This window comes from Bacillus cereus group sp. MG16, assembly GCF_040459875.1.
In the GTDB taxonomy this organism is placed as follows: domain Bacteria; phylum Bacillota; class Bacilli; order Bacillales; family Bacillaceae_G; genus Bacillus_A; species Bacillus_A paranthracis.
The window spans coordinates 4,764,543-4,780,000 of sequence record NZ_JARVHE010000001.1; the positions used below are offsets into that span (position 1 = coordinate 4,764,543).

The following is a 15,458-nucleotide window of genomic DNA, read 5'->3' on the forward strand; positions in this document are numbered from 1 at the left end:
TAATGATTTTCATTATCATTGTCAACTAAAAAAATAAAAAGTTTACAAAAAAATAACCCCTCAAAAAGGGGTTATGCCATTTTCTCTCCTGATTCTTCTCTAAAAAAGCTCTTCATCGCATGGAATACATCTGCTTTTTGCTTTAAAATATAATATCTGAAGTTTTCATCTTTAATATTTTTATAGGCAGACATAAGTGTACTGTGGCGATTGTACTGATTCACTTCCCCATATCCAAACATATTACACTTCTTCATTAATTCTTCAACAAGTTTTACACATCTAGCATTATCTGATGTTAAATTATCACCGTCTGAAAAATGGAATGGATAAATATTATAGCGGTCTGGTGAGTATTTATTATCAATTAGCTCGAGTGCTTTTTTGTATACAGAAGAACAAATTGTTCCACCACTTTCTCCTTTTGAGAAAAACTCTTCCTCTGGAACTACTTTTGCCTCCGTATGATGGGCAATAAATTCAATATCTACTGTTTCATACTTTGTGCGTAGAAATCTCGTCATCCAGAAAAAGAAGCTCCGTGCCATATATTTCTCCCATATTCCCATCGATCCACTCGTATCCATCATCGCTAATACAACAGCTTTTGAATCTGGCTTTAATACTTCATTCCAAGTACGGAACTTTAAATCTTCTTGATGAATTGGATGGAAAGATGCTTTACCACGCATCGCATTTCGTTTATATGCGGATATCATCGTTCTTTTCTTATCGATGTTGCCCCATAATCCCGTTTTTCTAATATCATTAAATTCAACATGTTCAATCCTGTTTTCATCCATTTCTTTTCTCTTTAAATTAGGTAATTCTAATTCTTTGAAAAATGCTTGCTCTAATTCCAAAATAGAGACTTCAGCTTCATAATAATCTTCTCCAGCCGCATCCCCTGCTCCTTGCCCTTTTCCTGGTCCTTTTTGCTTTTGACCACCTGATCCATCTCTCGCAACGACATCACCAACTTTGCTGTCACCATTTCCTTGCCCAACGTGTTTGTTTTTATCATAATTGTACCTAATCTTATATTCATCTAAAGAACGAATCGGTATTTTTACAACATCCTTACCATTAGACATAACAATGCTTTCTTCTGTTACAAGATCGGGTAAATTATTCTTAATTGCCTCTTGTACTTTCTCTTGATGGCGTTGTTGGTCGTCATATCCTTTGCGATGGAGGGACCAGTTTTCCTGTGAAATCGTATAATTTGGTTGGTTTTCTTCACCCATTTCTTTCCCTCCTTACTGTAATTGTCTTCCTATATGAACAGCAAGCTAGAAATTTTGTTTTATACTGTACCAGCTAGAATGAAAGGTAACTGCCCATCGAAAATCATCCCATAAACATATATAACGTTTTTCATATAATACTCCGAGCATCCTAAACAAAATTTTGCCACTCACATACTAGAAAAGAATCATTCAGCCTTTGATAAGAAAGAAACACAATGCATAGTTGCACACATTTACACTTTGCAACATATTGTATTGTGTTGGCTTTTTTCGTATGAATGGTTGGTTACTCTATCATATGCATATTGTAAAAATAATTGACAATAAATTCATAAAATTGCATCTTAATTTATTACATTTGGACAAGGTATGACACTTTACACATATGACTGGATAATAAAACGCTGTCCCGCAAAATACAAGAGACAGCGTTTTGTTATCAAACTATCGATTTAGCAGGCTACCTACATAGCGTAATAATTCATTTGCTGAAGAAGAATTATAGCCGTGCTCATCAATTAAACGTGCAACAACATCATTAATTTTCTTCAGCTGATTTTCGTCTGGTGTTTTCGTTGATGTTGTAATTTTCACTATATCTTTTAAATCAGCAAATAGCTTCTTCTGAATCGCTTCACGAAGACGTTCGTGCGAATTATAGTCGAAGCGTTTTCCTTTACGTGCATAAGCAGAGATGCGAATTAATATTTCTTCCCGGAATGCTTTTTTAGCATTTTCTGAAATTCCAATTTGCTCCTCAATCGAGCGCATTAACTTTTCATCTGGGCTCATTTCTTCACCTGTTAACGGATCACGTAATTTCGACTTATTGCAGTACGCCTCAACGTTGTCTAAGTAATTATCCATAAGTGTCTTAGCGGATTCTTCATACGAATAAACAAACGCTTTTTGTACTTCTTTTTTAGCAATTTCATCATATTCTTTTCTTGCTAATGAAATGAAGTTCATATAGCGCTCTCGGTCTTCATTACTAATCGATGGATGCTGATCCAATCCATCTTTTAAAGATCTAAGCACATCTAGAGCATTAATAGATGGTACCTCTTTTCGAATAATTGTAGAAGAAATGCGGTTAATAACGTAACGAGGATCAATACCTTTCATACCTTCATCTTGATATTCGCGTTGCAACTCCTCTACATCAATCGCATTATAACCTTCTACCGTTTCTCCATCATACAAACGCATCTTTTTAATTAAATCAATATCTGGACGCTTCGGATCTTTTAAACGAGTTAAAATCGTAAACATTGCTGCAACCCGAAGTGTATGCGGTGCAATGTGCACATCGGACACGTCACTTTCACGAATCATTTTTTCATAAATATGTTCTTCTTCACTCACTCGTAAATTATATGGAACTGGCATTACAATAATTCTTGAGTGTAATGCTTCATTTTTCTTATTTGCTATGAAAGAGCGATACTCCGTTTCATTCGTATGCGCTACAATTAATTCATCTGCTGAAATAAGTGCAAATCTTCCCGCTTTAAAATTCCCTTCTTGTGTAAGCGATAATAAATGCCATAAGAACTTCTCGTCGCATTTTAACATCTCTTGGAATTCCATCATCCCACGGTTTGCCTTATTCAATTCTCCATCGAAGCGATACGCTCGTGGATCTGATTCTGAACCATATTCTGCAATTGTAGAAAAGTCCAAGCTACCTGTTAAATCTGCAATATCTTGTGATTTAGGATCAGAAGGGCTAAATGTACCAATACCAGTTCGGCGATCTTCAGAGAAGAAAATACGCTCCACAACTACATCTTCAATTCTCCCACCATATTCTTGCTCTAGGCGCATAACGTTGAGTGGTGATAAATTCCCTTCAATTCTTACTCCATACTCATCAAAGAAATCATCTCGTAAATGATGCGGAATTAAATGAAGTGGATCTTCATGCATTGGGCACCCTTTAATTGCAAAAATTGCTCCTCGATCTGTTCGTGAATATGTTTCTAATCCTCGTTTCAACATCGTAACTAATGTTGATTTCCCTCCACTAACAGGACCCATTAATAATAAAATACGTTTTCTAACATCTAATCGTTTTGCAGACGGATGAAAATATTCCTCTACAAGGCGTTCTAAAGCATCCTCTAACCCAAATAGCTGATTACTAAAGAAGTTATACTTTCTTCTACCATCAACTTCTTCAATTCCAGCATCTTTTATCATATTGTAAATGCGAGAGTGTGCTGTTTGAGCCACCCATGGTCTTTCCTTCACAAGCTCCAAATACTCCGCAAACGTACCTTCCCATTGTAAGCGTTCTTCTGCTTCTCGATGCTGTTCAATTTTTTTTAGAATATCCATTATAGCTCCTCCCCCATCTCCTTGTTCAATCGGATTATTATAAAAGGTATGCTAGGATGTCCTTAAACATTCTTTAAATCAAAATGAAATATACAGTAGTGTTATAAAATTCTCTCCAAAATTCAAAGAAAATTCTGTATAATATAGGTATTAAAGTTTTTACACCTCTATTCACTTTAAATAAATTCTTTTCTTCCAAGAACATTACATACATTTCGATTCATATTTCAGATTCGTAAACTGAAAAAATAGGAGGGATATTAGTATGAAATTATTATTAATTTTAGGTGTATCACTCACATTTCTTACAGCTATTTTTACATCTGGTTACAATGATAAACCCGGTACACATAAAAAGTGATGTGCTTCTTAGCACATCACTTTTTTTATCAATTATTTATAATACACATTTTCCACATCATATTTTGATAAAGGTCGGCTATAATAATAACCTTGTACAAACTTCACATTCTTTTCCTTCAAAAATTGTATTTGTTCCGCTTTTTCTACCCCTTCTGCAATTACATTCAATTCCAACGTATGAGCTAGATGAATAATTGCAGCCGTAATATTCGTATCGCGTTCATCTACATGTATACCTTCCATAAAAGAACGATCAATTTTCAAAGTATCAATTGGATACGTTTTTAAATAACTTAAAGATGAATACCCTGTACCAAAATCATCTAAATGAATCTTTAAATTTTGTTCTTTTAATTGTAGCAATACTCTTTTCGATATATCTTTATGTATAAGGGCTCCTTCTGTAACCTCTATCGCTAATAAATGAGCTGGTACATTGTACTTATGTAAAGCTCGTGTAATCATCTCTATTAATGTAATAGAGCGAAAATGCCTGGCTGAAATATTAACTGCAATTGGGACAACTTCATATCCTTTATTTAACCATTCGCGTATTTGTCGACACACTTCATTTACTACCCATTCATCAAGCTTAATAATAAATCCTGTTCTTTCTGCTAGCGGAATAAATTGATTGGGAGAGACAAATCCTAATTCTTTATTCTCCCACCTTATTAAAGCCTCCATACTAGCTATTTTTTTCGTTTCAATATTCATTTGCGGCTGATAATATAAGAAGAATTCATTTTTTTCTATAGCACGATGTAATTGGTTTTCTATTATAAATCTTTGTTCACGCTCACAATCTAATCCACTGCAATAAAAATGATAATGCCCTTTTCCTTTTTCTTTTGCTTTTTCCAAAGCAGCATCAACTCTTTGGAATAATATCTTTTCATCTTCTCCATCTGTTGGAGCCATTACAATTCCGATTGAAGCACTTAAATACACGTCCTCTTCTTCGATTACAAAATGTTCACTAATCCTTTTCAGTATGTTTTTGGAAACTCCCTCTACACGTTCTTTCGTTATATTTTCTATTAACATAACAAATTGATCATCGTGTTCTCTAAATAAGTGCACACCAGCTATTTCAAAACTGCTTAAACATTCTGTAACTTTTTGTAATACTTTATCTCCTTCTTTATGGCCAAAAGTATCATTAATAAGATGAAATTCATCTAAATCTATAAAAACAAGCGCAAATTCTGTATTATCATTCAACAAAGTATTTAACTTATTTGCACATGAAATTCTATTCATTAATCCTGTTAACTGGTCATAGTAAGCTAAATATTCCGTTCTCATCTCATTTAATACTTGCCTTGTAACATCTCTCGTAACAATATATACTCCAACAATTTCACCATTTACAATAATCGGAATCGTCCTCAGAGAAATATATAGCTCGTACCCTTCTTTATGAACATACTTCTTTGAAACAATTTGCTTCGCTTTTCCTTGCATGGATCCTTTAAATATAATTTGAAAATCTTTTTCATATTCTTTATTAATAAATTCAAAGATAAATTTATTATTTAATTCTTCATATCGATATCCAAATATTTCATACGTTGCTGGATTCGCGTATGTAATTCTACCTATAGAATCTATAGATATAATGGAGTCATTATTATATTCTAGTAATGACTTAAATAACATTTGTTTTTCCTCTATTTCAATCTTCTCCTCAATTTGAGCTGTAATATCCCTCGTAATACAAATAATAAACTGACATACCCCTTCTTCATCAAATACAGGATTAAGTGAAGATTCATAATGTAAATTACCAGTTGGTAAACTAACTACATCACAAAAGGTATGTGCTTTTGCTTCGCTCGCTACTTTTGCATATTGCACTTGCAATATTTCCGCTGTATCTTTCGGCAATACTTCAGAAAACGTTTTTCCATAACATTCTTCGCTTAGCTTTGCATAATCCATACCTATCTTATTTACATAAATATATGTAAAGGTTTCATCATCCATAACTTTCACAATAAATACTAAATCTTGAATAGCATGTAATAATCCTCTTCTTATTAAATCCATATCTATCATACTTAAAAAGGTATTTTGATTACGATATTGTTCCTTCATATTTATCTCAACCCGTCTAATCTATTTTTATTCATATATCACCATTCTATATGACTATGTACCCTTTTTTAAATGTATGATTCCATATTTACTTTTATTTTTAGAAAAAAAGCCGCCATATGGCGACTTTTAATAAACAATTTCTAAATCTAATCCTGGATAATTTTGTTGACGGAACGCTTCATAAATTAAAATAGCTGCTGTATTTGATAAATTTAATGAACGCACTTTATCAGTCATTGGAATACGTAAACAATGATCGAAATTTTCTTCGATTACATTAGCTGGTAAACCGTTCGTTTCTCTTCCAAATACAAAGTAGTAATCCTTCTCACGTTTACTATAATCAAACGCTGTATGAGCTTTCTCGCCATACTTTGTTAAATAGAAGAACTCACCGTCTTTATTTTTCTCATAAAACTCTTCAATTGAATCATAATACGTAATTTTCACGTGCTGCCAATAATCTAATCCTGCACGCTTTAACATTTTATCATCCGTTGAAAATCCAAGCGGTCTAATCAAATGTAATTCTGTTCCAGTTGCTGCACAAGTACGAGCAATATTTCCTGTATTTGCTGGAATTTCTGGTTGATATAAAACAACATGTACTCCCACGCGATATTCACCTCTGTTTTTTGTCTACTACGTATTATACCACTTGAGCGAAAAATCTCTACCCATTAATAATATGAAAGAATTTATATTTCATTTGTGGTGTATATTTACTAGAATCTTCATAGTTCCAATAACGCCGACGGCTATTCGCTGAATGTGCATTTACAAGTGGCATACCATCTGCGTCTTTTGCTACTACAATCGTCGTATGATTCCACCTACCATCATCCTCGAAATCATAAGCGATGACATCACCAAGAATAAGGTCCTCTGGCCTTTCTACAGCTTCAGCTCGAAGTCCTGATGTAGCACCTGACAAATACCAATAAAAAGAGTGTGCAACAGCCCAGCTCCAACTCCACTGATTCTCCCTTTGCCACCATCCTTTACGAATATTAGGATATCCATTCATTGGTACTTCTCCAGTATGAAGACATTGAGAAATAAAATTCGTACAATTATCAGGGAAATTACGATATGCAGGGTTTCGATCATCCCACCAACGCTCTGCATATTTAACTGCCTCTAAACGGTTGTACTGATAGGAACCGTACTTCTCTTTTGTAACTTCCCTTTCTAATGTCTCACTCATTCCAACTGCTTCTGGCACTTCAATAGCATAATCACCTATTATCCGGCTATTATTTAAACAAACTCTTCGTTTTAATTGTTCCTCTTCAATATAAAATAATTCTTTATGCTTAATTAAATATTTAAAATGTATTTGATAATCAACTTCTTGATGATTGCTATTATTTAATTGCCTCATAAAAGAAACATCCGCAGTTGCTTTTACTATCTCTGCATTACGCTTTTGAAATAATTGTTTCTTTCTCTTTGCTATTTGTAATAAATCTTCAGCAATACCATCTACATTTGTTCGTTTCTCTGTTATATATGCTAAAAAGTGTTGGACTTGCTTTTCAATATTTATTTTTACAACCATTTCGTCTCCCTCCCATATTACAATATGAAAAAGGGAGATATTATCTACTCTTTTTTCTGCGCTAACAGTTCAAGTCCGCGATTCATTTCATGAAGAACCTCTTCGTCTTTCTCACGTTGCATCGCTTTTTCAATAGCTTCGCCCACGCCGTCTCCACCAATTTTCCCAAGCGCCCACGCTGCCGTCCCGCGAAGCACTGGTCTTGGATCATCTTTCATAACACCTATTAAATCTGGAATTGCTGATGCTTCTTTAAAATGTGCAAGTGCCAAAATCGCATTTCGTTGCAACGGTTTTTTACCTCTCCATGAACCAGACATAATTCCATATTTCTCTTTAAAATCACGATTGCTAATTGTTAAAAGCGGTGTTAATAACGGTTTAACTAACTCAGGATCTGGTTCCATCTCAGGGTGATTATGAAAATCCATTCCTTTATTTTTCGGACAAACTGTCTGACACGTATCACATCCATAAATACGATTACCTATTTTGTCGCGATACTCTTCTGGTAAGAATCCTTTCGTCTGTGTTAAAAATGCTATACACTTCTTCGAATCTAACTGTCCTCCTTGTATTAAAGCACCTGTAGGACAAATATCAATACACTTTGTACAGCTCCCGCATTGATCTTCTATCGGCTGATCTGGTGGGAATGGAACGTTTGTAATCATTTCTCCTAAATATACATACGAACCAAATTCAGGTGTAATAATAGAGCAGTTCTTACCGCTCCATCCAATACCAGCACGCTCTGAAACAGCTCGATCACTTAATTCACCCGTATCAACCATTGACTTAACTTCTATATCGGGAAGTTTTTCGATTAAATATGCTTCTAATTTCTGCAAACGATCTCGTAAAACTAGATGATAATCTTGTCCCCAAGAAGCACGACAAAAAATCCCACGGCGTTCTCCACGCTTACTTAATGGTGCATTTTTTAATTTTGAAGGATACGCTAATGCAATCGCAATAATTGATTTTGCACCAGGTAATAGAAGCTGTGGGTTCGTTCTCTTTTCTATATCAGGCTCTTCAAATCCAGATTGATAATTTAATTGTTGCTGCTGGATTAACCGCTGCTTTAATTCTTCAAATGGTGAAGCACTAGCAAAGCCTATTTTATCTATACCAATCGTTTTACTATACGCAATGACATCTTGCTTTAATTGTTCAAAATCCATTCCTAATCGCCTCCTCAGATGAATCCATCCTTTATGTAACGATCTATTAGTTAGCAATTCACTTTCGGAATACTATTCTTTACTTCTATTTTCGCATACAATTACGTTTTCCAAACATTAAAAAACGCAATGCCTCGTTTATCTCGGAAACGAAACACTGCGTTGATCACAATTTATAGAAAAACATTTAATAAAATTTGGAGCGGGTGAAGAGAATCGAACTCTCGACCAGAGCTTGGAAGGCTCTTGTTTTACCACTAAACTACACCCGCAAATATGAAATACATATAAGATATTAGAATAACTTATGTAAAGTAGTATAGCATGTACAAAAAGCGGAAGCAAGAATTTTATCGAAAAAAGTCGAAAAAGTGATGAGATACTCATCACTTTTTCAATTCTTTATCAATCGCCTTCTTCATACTATCGAAATCAGGATTTGCAAGATTCCCGTTTACATATACTGAAGGAGCACCTTGAACTTTTAATTTTTGAGCACGATCTGAATCTTTACGTACTTTTTCTTTTATTTCTTTACTGTGTAAATCTTTCTTAAATTGCGCTACATCAACTTTCGGAAGCTTCTCTTTCACAATATTAAGAAGCAATTCTTCTGTAATCCATTCTTCCGTATCTTTCTTTTGACTTTGATAAATCTCATCATAGAAAGTCCAGAATGAATCTTTATCTTGTTTATAAATTGCTTCACCAGCTGCTGCACCTAAATCAGAGTCTTTTCCGATAAATGGGAAATTAATAAAGTATAACTGCACTTTTCCTTTATCGATATACTCTTCTTTTAATCGTGGTAATACTGTTACATCCCAAGTACGACAAGCAGGACATTTGAAGTCTCCAAATTCAACTACCTTAACTGGGGCATCATCTTTCCCTAAAGATTGTTGTGTGGAATAAGCAAACATCTCATTCCCTTTATCCTTTTTGTCATTTATAATGCTATACGCAATTGTTCCGATTACAATCAATACTGCAATAGAAAAAACTATACCAAGGGCCATGAGTTTATTTGATTTCATATACATTCCTCTTTAAATTCATATTCTGTATACAGCATTGTACACAATACACATAATATCAACACTTATATACATCACGCAATGAACACGCTCACATAAATTACAAAAACACAATAATTGTGACGATATTGTGTCACAATTTGTCACAATTTATTCAAAAAAAGAAGCTCCTATGTAGGAACTTCCTTTAGCTTACTGCTTTTTCACGAGCACTATTTAACATTGACTGCTCTGTTTTTATATCATGCCGAATTACTAACTTCTCACTAACTGCTTGCACATACTCATCATGATTGATATAGCCTTCTTTCTCCATCAATCTCAAAACGACATTTCGTCTCTCTACGGCCTTATCATAATTTTGTGCAGGTGAGTAATAAGCAGGTGCCTTTACTACAGCAGCCATCATTGCACTTTCAGCCAACGTTAATTGGCTTACCTTTTTACCGAAGTATAGGTTTGCTGCTTTTTCAATTCCCCATGCTCCTTCTCCGTAATAAATATTGCTTACATACAATTTTAAAATTTCATCCTTCGTAAATGTACGTTCAATTTTTTTCGTATAGAAAATCTCTTTCCACTTACGAGAAAATGTACGTTCATTCGTTAAAAAAGCATTTTTAGATAACTGTTGTGTAATTGTACTTCCACCTTGCACAACACCACCAGCTTTTATATTTTCAACAGACGCTCTAACAATCGCTATATAATCTAAACCGTTATGATGATAAAACCTTTTATCTTCTGTCGCAATAAATGCATGTGTCAATGATTCTGGTACCTCTAACTTAGCCGGTACATGTAATTTACTAATATCACTTTTCTCAATCATTACATTTCCAATGAATAATAACGTACAACTTAACAATAATAATAAAATAATGGCTTTATAAAAGAATTTAGTCATTGGATTTAATGCAACTTTTTGATGATAGTTCCCCCTAGATAATACTCGTTCTTTCATCTTGAACACCTCTTTTCCACATAGCGTATAACTCTTACTTTAAGAATACCTTGTTGTAAAAAAACATCCCATCGATTTCTCTTACACGTACCTTACATCATTGTAAGGTATAAATTGAAACTTTCATCAGACCCCCACCAATCTGGCTGCCCGGCAAATAGCGGGATAAAAAAGTATTGTATCACAGTCCTTTTTTATCTACTATTCATCTGAAATATTGAATATAGATTATGCTAAATCAATAGCAGATTAGATCTTAAGGCTATTATACTTTCTCTATTAAAGCACCCTATTTTCATTATATCATCTACCAATATATATACTTTTGGGTATCTAGTAATCTAAATGTACATAATATATCATATATTATACAGAACAAACGTTCTTTAATTCAATACTAACGCTATTATTATTTTGACCTTTTTCTTAAACAGTATACAAAAAAGAGTAGTGATTTGACTGTATCTCAAATCGGCTACTCTTTTCTTTACAATCTTCCTATTAAGTTATACGGCTGCACTTCCCACGTTTCATACGGAATGAAATGGGTTGCGCTCATCGCATCAATCGTTCTGGATTTCATATGAGGACGCGTTATATACTCATCTATGTTCTCTTCATTTAAAGCAATAAATTTAGCCTCTTGTATTTCTTCATGTTGAATTTTTATTTCACCGCTTACATATGCTACTTTAAAAACGACAGCTAAAATGTTCATGGAAGCATTATAATAAACTCCTGTAACTCCAAGCGGCTTCACAGTTAAACCCGTCTCCTCAAGCATTTCCCTACAAACAGCTTGATCGAGTGCTTCCCCTTCTTCTACCTGTCCTCCTGGTAACTCCCACGTATCAGCTCGCCAGTGTACCTTTGCTAATAACACTTCATCTTTTTCATTTGTTAAATAGCCTGCTACAGCAACGATATGTTTTGGTGTTTTTTGTTCCATGTTAAGCCTCCTAGCAATAATGAATATTTCATATATCCCTATAAGCATATTCCCTGTTTACAATAAAATACCTTTATTAAAAAAGCCCCTATTCGTTAAACGAACAGGGGCTTTTATCGTATTATTCTCCTAAGTCTACGTTGTGATAAACTTGTTGTACATCTTCTAAATCTTCTAATGCATCAACCATTTTTTCAAATTGTGCTTGTGCATCTTCAGGAAGTGTTACATCGTTTTGTGCAAGCATTGTTAATTCGGCAACTGTAAATTCTTCAACACCCGCATCTTTAAGAGCAGATTGTACTGCATGGAATTGATCTGGTTCAGCATACACGATAACAGCATCTTCTTCTTCAAGAATGTCACGTGCATCTACATCTGCTTCCATTAAAATCTCAAGAACTTCATCTGATGTTTTCCCTTCAAGGCCGATAACAGCTGTTGCATCAAACATGTAAGCTACAGAACCGTTCACACCCATGTTACCACCGTTTTTGCTAAATGCAGCTCGTACATCTGCTGCAGTACGGTTTACGTTGTTTGTAAGTGTATCTACAATTACCATAGCTCCATTTGGTCCGAATCCTTCATAACGAAGCTCGTCATAATTTTCTTCTGAACCACCTTTTGCTTTTTCAACTGCACGATCGATAATTGTTCTTGGAACATTGTATGTTTTCGCACGTTCTAATACAACTCTAAGCGCTTGGTTTGATTCCGGATCTGGCTCGCCTTGTTTTGCCGCTACATAAATTTCACGTCCAAATTTCGCGTATATACGGCTAGTATTTGCATCTTTTGATGCTTTTTTATCTTTAATATTATTCCATTTACGACCCATACTTTCCACTCTCTTTCCCGTTTTAAATCTACATAAAAATATTAATATGAAATATCATGTGTGTTCAACACATTTTTAAAAGAAATATAAAAAGTTCATTTTTGATTCATATTACAGACATAATATAAATCACTATCATTTTGTTCTTTCGACAAGTTATATTATACATGAATTCCTACGTTTATTACGAATTTTAGAAGCACATAACATAATTTAGCAAAAAAATTCTACCATTTCACCAACACACTATTTATGCTTATTTTGTAGTGTGATGAAAATATAAAAAGACTCTACACATTTGGTGTAGAGTCTTTTTATAACGCCGTTCGTGATACCGATGGTCGGGGTCGAACCGACACTCCCGAAGGAACACGATTTTGAGTCGTGCGCGTCTGCCAATTCCGCCACATCGGCACAAAAGAAAAGGCGGCAACCGGATTTGAACCGGTGATAAAGGTTTTGCAGACCTCTGCCTTACCACTTGGCTATGCCGCCATATAAAATTTTACTGGAGCGGAAGACGGGATTCGAACCCGCGACCCCAACCTTGGCAAGGTTGTATTCTACCACTGAACTACTTCCGCAAAATGGCTGGGCTAGCTGGATTCGAACCAGCGCATGACGGAGTCAAAGTCCGTTGCCTTACCGCTTGGCTATAGCCCATCGAATTCTTACTTAATTATATGTAAGTATCCATTAGATTATTTATAATTTTTAAAATAAAAATGGGGCGACTGATGGGAATCGAACCCACGAATGCCGGAGCCACAATCCGGTGCGTTAACCACTTCGCCACAACCGCCATGTTGTGTAAATATATTTGGCAGGGGCAGTAGGAATCGAACCCACACTGGAGGTTTTGGAGACCTCAGTTCTACCTTTAAACTATGCCCCTATGTAAATGGTGGAGGGGGGCAGATTCGAACTGCCGAACCCGAAGGAGCGGATTTACAGTCCGCCGCGTTTAGCCACTTCGCTACCCCTCCGAAACTTACATGGTGCCGGCTAGAGGACTTGAACCCCCAACCTACTGATTACAAGTCAGTTGCTCTACCAATTGAGCTAAGCCGGCGTATTTTATTAAAGTAAATGGTGGCTCGGGACGGAATCGAACCGCCGACACGAGGATTTTCAGTCCTCTGCTCTACCGACTGAGCTACCGAGCCTTATTAAAATGGCGGTCCCGACCGGGGTCGAACCGGCGATCTCCTGCGTGACAGGCAGGCATGTTAACCACTACACCACGGGACCATTTGGTTGCGGGGACAGGATTTGAACCTGCGACCTTCGGGTTATGAGCCCGACGAGCTACCGTGCTGCTCCACCCCGCGATAATATTATTCATATAGTTTATATGGTGGAGGATGACGGGATCGAACCGCCGACCCCCTGCTTGTAAGGCAGGTGCTCTCCCAGCTGAGCTAATCCTCCAAAAGTGGTGACCCGTACGGGATTCGAACCCGTGTTACCGCCGTGAAAGGGCGGTGTCTTAACCACTTGACCAACGGGCCAAATATTATAAATCCTATGGCGGAGAGCAAGGGATTCGAACCCTTGATACGCTTGTGACGTATACACGATTTCCAATCGTGCTCCTTCGGCCAACTCGGACAGCTCTCCAATGGCTCCGCAGGTAGGAATCGAACCTACGACCGATCGGTTAACAGCCGATAGCTCTACCGCTGAGCTACTGCGGAATAATATTGCCTGGCAACGTCCTACTCTCACAGGGACAAGGTCCCAACTACCATCGGCGCTAGAGAGCTTAACTTCCGTGTTCGGTATGGGAACGGGTGTGACCTCTCTGCCATCATTACCAGACATTATTCTTTTGAGACAATCATTATTATAACTTATTTTCTTTAAAAGTCAACAAGTTTTTTATGTTCTCTCAAAACTAGATAACATTGCTACATATTATATGGTTAAGTCCTCGATCTATTAGTATTCGTCAGCTCCACATGTCACCATGCTTCCACCTCGAACCTATCAACCTGATCATCTTTCAGGGATCTTACTAGCTTACGCTATGGGAAATCTCATCTTGAGGGGGGCTTCATGCTTAGATGCTTTCAGCACTTATCCCTTCCGCACATAGCTACCCAGCTATGCCCTTGGCAGAACAACTGGTACACCAGCGGTGCGTCCATCCCGGTCCTCTCGTACTAAGGACAGCTCCTCTCAAATTTCCTACGCCCACGACGGATAGGGACCGAACTGTCTCACGACGTTCTGAACCCAGCTCGCGTACCGCTTTAATGGGCGAACAGCCCAACCCTTGGGACCGACTACAGCCCCAGGATGCGATGAGCCGACATCGAGGTGCCAAACCTCCCCGTCGATGTGGACTCTTGGGGGAGATAAGCCTGTTATCCCCGGGGTAGCTTTTATCCGTTGAGCGATGGCCCTTCCATGCGGAACCACCGGATCACTAAGCCCGACTTTCGTCCCTGCTCGACTTGTAGGTCTCGCAGTCAAGCTCCCTTATGCCTTTGCACTCTACGAATGATTTCCAACCATTCTGAGGGAACCTTTGGGCGCCTCCGTTACACTTTAGGAGGCGACCGCCCCAGTCAAACTGCCCACCTGACACTGTCTCCCGGGTCGATAAGACCCGTAGGTTAGAATTTCAATACAGTCAGGGCGGTATCCCACCAGCGCCTCCACCGAAGCTAGCGCTCCGGTTTCAAAGGCTCCCGCCTATCCTGTACAAACTGTACCAAAATTCAATATCAGGCTACAGTAAAGCTCCACGGGGTCTTTCCGTCCTGTCGCGGGTAACCTGCATCTTCACAGGTACTATAATTTCACCGAGTCTCTGGTTGAGACAGTGCCCAAATCGTTACACCTTTCGTGCGGGTCG

At 37.0% G+C, this 15,458-nt stretch carries 10 protein-coding genes, 16 tRNA genes and 2 rRNA genes (1 of these 28 only partly in view); all 28 read right to left on the reverse strand.

The genetic code is table 11. The features are described from left to right. Nucleotides 1-71 precede the first annotated feature (71 nt). Nucleotides 72-1,247 carry a sporulation protein YhbH gene (gene yhbH, locus QCI73_RS24770; RefSeq protein WP_000503513.1) on the reverse strand — a complete coding sequence of 392 codons (1,176 nt, stop codon included), beginning with the start codon at nt 1,245-1,247 and terminating at the stop codon, nt 72-74. A 447-nt stretch (nt 1,248-1,694) separates the two neighbouring features. Beyond that, a complete protein-coding gene (locus tag QCI73_RS24775) occupies nt 1,695-3,590 on the reverse strand; it encodes a PrkA family serine protein kinase (RefSeq protein ID WP_000353279.1) in 1,896 nt (631 codons plus the stop codon). Between the two features lie 393 nt (nt 3,591-3,983). Continuing rightward, nucleotides 3,984-6,053: a sensor domain-containing protein gene (locus QCI73_RS24780; RefSeq protein ID WP_353823952.1), complete on the reverse strand. Its 2,070-nt coding sequence runs from the start codon at nt 6,051-6,053 to the stop codon at nt 3,984-3,986. Nucleotides 6,054-6,182: 129 nt separating this feature from the next. Next, nucleotides 6,183-6,671 (reverse strand): tRNA (uridine(34)/cytosine(34)/5-carboxymethylaminomethyluridine(34)-2'-O)-methyltransferase TrmL, encoded by a 489-nt coding sequence (gene trmL, locus QCI73_RS24785; RefSeq protein ID WP_000538147.1) that lies wholly within the window; start codon nt 6,669-6,671, stop codon nt 6,183-6,185. Between the two features lie 58 nt (nt 6,672-6,729). Beyond that, nucleotides 6,730-7,617, reverse strand: coding sequence for an amidase domain-containing protein (locus tag QCI73_RS24790; protein ID WP_353823953.1), 888 nt, complete (start codon nt 7,615-7,617; stop codon nt 6,730-6,732). 44 nt (nt 7,618-7,661) lie between these two features. Next, nucleotides 7,662-8,804 carry a tRNA epoxyqueuosine(34) reductase QueG gene (queG, locus tag QCI73_RS24795; protein ID WP_000345218.1) on the reverse strand — a complete coding sequence of 381 codons (1,143 nt, stop codon included), beginning with the start codon at nt 8,802-8,804 and terminating at the stop codon, nt 7,662-7,664. Nucleotides 8,805-9,002: 198 nt separating this feature from the next. Next, nucleotides 9,003-9,076 (reverse strand) — tRNA-Gly (locus QCI73_RS24800). Nucleotides 9,077-9,190: 114 nt separating this feature from the next. Next, nucleotides 9,191-9,841 carry a DsbA family protein gene (locus QCI73_RS24805; RefSeq protein WP_000841312.1) on the reverse strand — a complete coding sequence of 217 codons (651 nt, stop codon included), beginning with the start codon at nt 9,839-9,841 and terminating at the stop codon, nt 9,191-9,193. Between the two features lie 187 nt (nt 9,842-10,028). Beyond that, complete coding sequence (locus tag QCI73_RS24810; protein WP_353823954.1) at nt 10,029-10,805, reverse strand: transglycosylase domain-containing protein; 777 nt, start codon at nt 10,803-10,805, stop codon at nt 10,029-10,031. A gap of 487 nt (nt 10,806-11,292) precedes the next feature. Next, a complete protein-coding gene (locus tag QCI73_RS24815) occupies nt 11,293-11,754 on the reverse strand; it encodes an NUDIX hydrolase (protein WP_327923690.1) in 462 nt (153 codons plus the stop codon). A 121-nt stretch (nt 11,755-11,875) separates the two neighbouring features. Further along, nucleotides 11,876-12,595 carry a YebC/PmpR family DNA-binding transcriptional regulator gene (locus QCI73_RS24820; RefSeq protein WP_000532946.1) on the reverse strand — a complete coding sequence of 240 codons (720 nt, stop codon included), beginning with the start codon at nt 12,593-12,595 and terminating at the stop codon, nt 11,876-11,878. Between the two features lie 332 nt (nt 12,596-12,927). After that, nucleotides 12,928-13,009 (reverse strand) — tRNA-Leu (locus tag QCI73_RS24825). Between the two features lie 10 nt (nt 13,010-13,019). Then, nucleotides 13,020-13,090 (reverse strand) — tRNA-Cys (locus tag QCI73_RS24830). A gap of 14 nt (nt 13,091-13,104) precedes the next feature. Further along, nucleotides 13,105-13,179 (reverse strand) — tRNA-Gly (locus tag QCI73_RS24835). Nucleotides 13,180-13,183: 4 nt separating this feature from the next. After that, nucleotides 13,184-13,258 (reverse strand) — tRNA-Gln (locus QCI73_RS24840). Between the two features lie 63 nt (nt 13,259-13,321). Beyond that, nucleotides 13,322-13,397, reverse strand: a tRNA-His gene (locus tag QCI73_RS24845). Nucleotides 13,398-13,416: 19 nt separating this feature from the next. Next, nucleotides 13,417-13,490: transfer RNA gene (locus QCI73_RS24850), tRNA-Trp, on the reverse strand. 7 nt (nt 13,491-13,497) lie between these two features. Continuing rightward, nucleotides 13,498-13,581, reverse strand: a tRNA-Tyr gene (locus tag QCI73_RS24855). Between the two features lie 10 nt (nt 13,582-13,591). Continuing rightward, nucleotides 13,592-13,667 (reverse strand) — tRNA-Thr (locus QCI73_RS24860). A gap of 18 nt (nt 13,668-13,685) precedes the next feature. Continuing rightward, nucleotides 13,686-13,761: transfer RNA gene (locus tag QCI73_RS24865), tRNA-Phe, on the reverse strand. A gap of 9 nt (nt 13,762-13,770) precedes the next feature. Then, nucleotides 13,771-13,846, reverse strand: a tRNA-Asp gene (locus QCI73_RS24870). 3 nt (nt 13,847-13,849) lie between these two features. Beyond that, nucleotides 13,850-13,926 (reverse strand) — tRNA-Met (locus QCI73_RS24875). Nucleotides 13,927-13,950: 24 nt separating this feature from the next. Further along, nucleotides 13,951-14,026: transfer RNA gene (locus QCI73_RS24880), tRNA-Val, on the reverse strand. 5 nt (nt 14,027-14,031) lie between these two features. Beyond that, nucleotides 14,032-14,106: transfer RNA gene (locus QCI73_RS24885), tRNA-Glu, on the reverse strand. A 17-nt stretch (nt 14,107-14,123) separates the two neighbouring features. After that, nucleotides 14,124-14,215 (reverse strand) — tRNA-Ser (locus tag QCI73_RS24890). Nucleotides 14,216-14,217: 2 nt separating this feature from the next. Then, nucleotides 14,218-14,292, reverse strand: a tRNA-Asn gene (locus QCI73_RS24895). An 8-nt stretch (nt 14,293-14,300) separates the two neighbouring features. Continuing rightward, nucleotides 14,301-14,416 (reverse strand): 5S ribosomal RNA (rrf, locus tag QCI73_RS24900). Nucleotides 14,417-14,516: 100 nt separating this feature from the next. After that, nucleotides 14,517-15,458: ribosomal RNA gene (locus QCI73_RS24905) — 23S ribosomal RNA — on the reverse strand; it runs 1,981 nt beyond the window's last position.

Bases quoted from the DNA above. Each gene is read 5' to 3' on its own strand.
- QCI73_RS24780 (WP_353823952.1), bottom strand. From the start codon at position 6,053: ATGAAGGAACAATATCGTAATCAAAATACCTTTTTAAGTATGATAGAT.
- QCI73_RS24775 (WP_000353279.1), bottom strand. From the start codon at position 3,590: ATGGATATTCTAAAAAAAATTGAACAGCATCGAGAAGCAGAAGAACGC.
- queG (WP_000345218.1), bottom strand. From the start codon at position 8,804: ATGGATTTTGAACAATTAAAGCAAGATGTCATTGCGTATAGTAAAACG.
- QCI73_RS24790 (WP_353823953.1), bottom strand. From the start codon at position 7,617: ATGGTTGTAAAAATAAATATTGAAAAGCAAGTCCAACACTTTTTAGCA.
- QCI73_RS24815 (WP_327923690.1), bottom strand. From the start codon at position 11,754: ATGGAACAAAAAACACCAAAACATATCGTTGCTGTAGCAGGCTATTTA.
- QCI73_RS24805 (WP_000841312.1), bottom strand. From the start codon at position 9,841: ATGAAATCAAATAAACTCATGGCCCTTGGTATAGTTTTTTCTATTGCA.
- QCI73_RS24810 (WP_353823954.1), bottom strand. From the start codon at position 10,805: ATGAAAGAACGAGTATTATCTAGGGGGAACTATCATCAAAAAGTTGCA.
- QCI73_RS24820 (WP_000532946.1), bottom strand. From the start codon at position 12,595: ATGGGTCGTAAATGGAATAATATTAAAGATAAAAAAGCATCAAAAGAT.
- yhbH (WP_000503513.1), bottom strand. From the start codon at position 1,247: ATGGGTGAAGAAAACCAACCAAATTATACGATTTCACAGGAAAACTGG.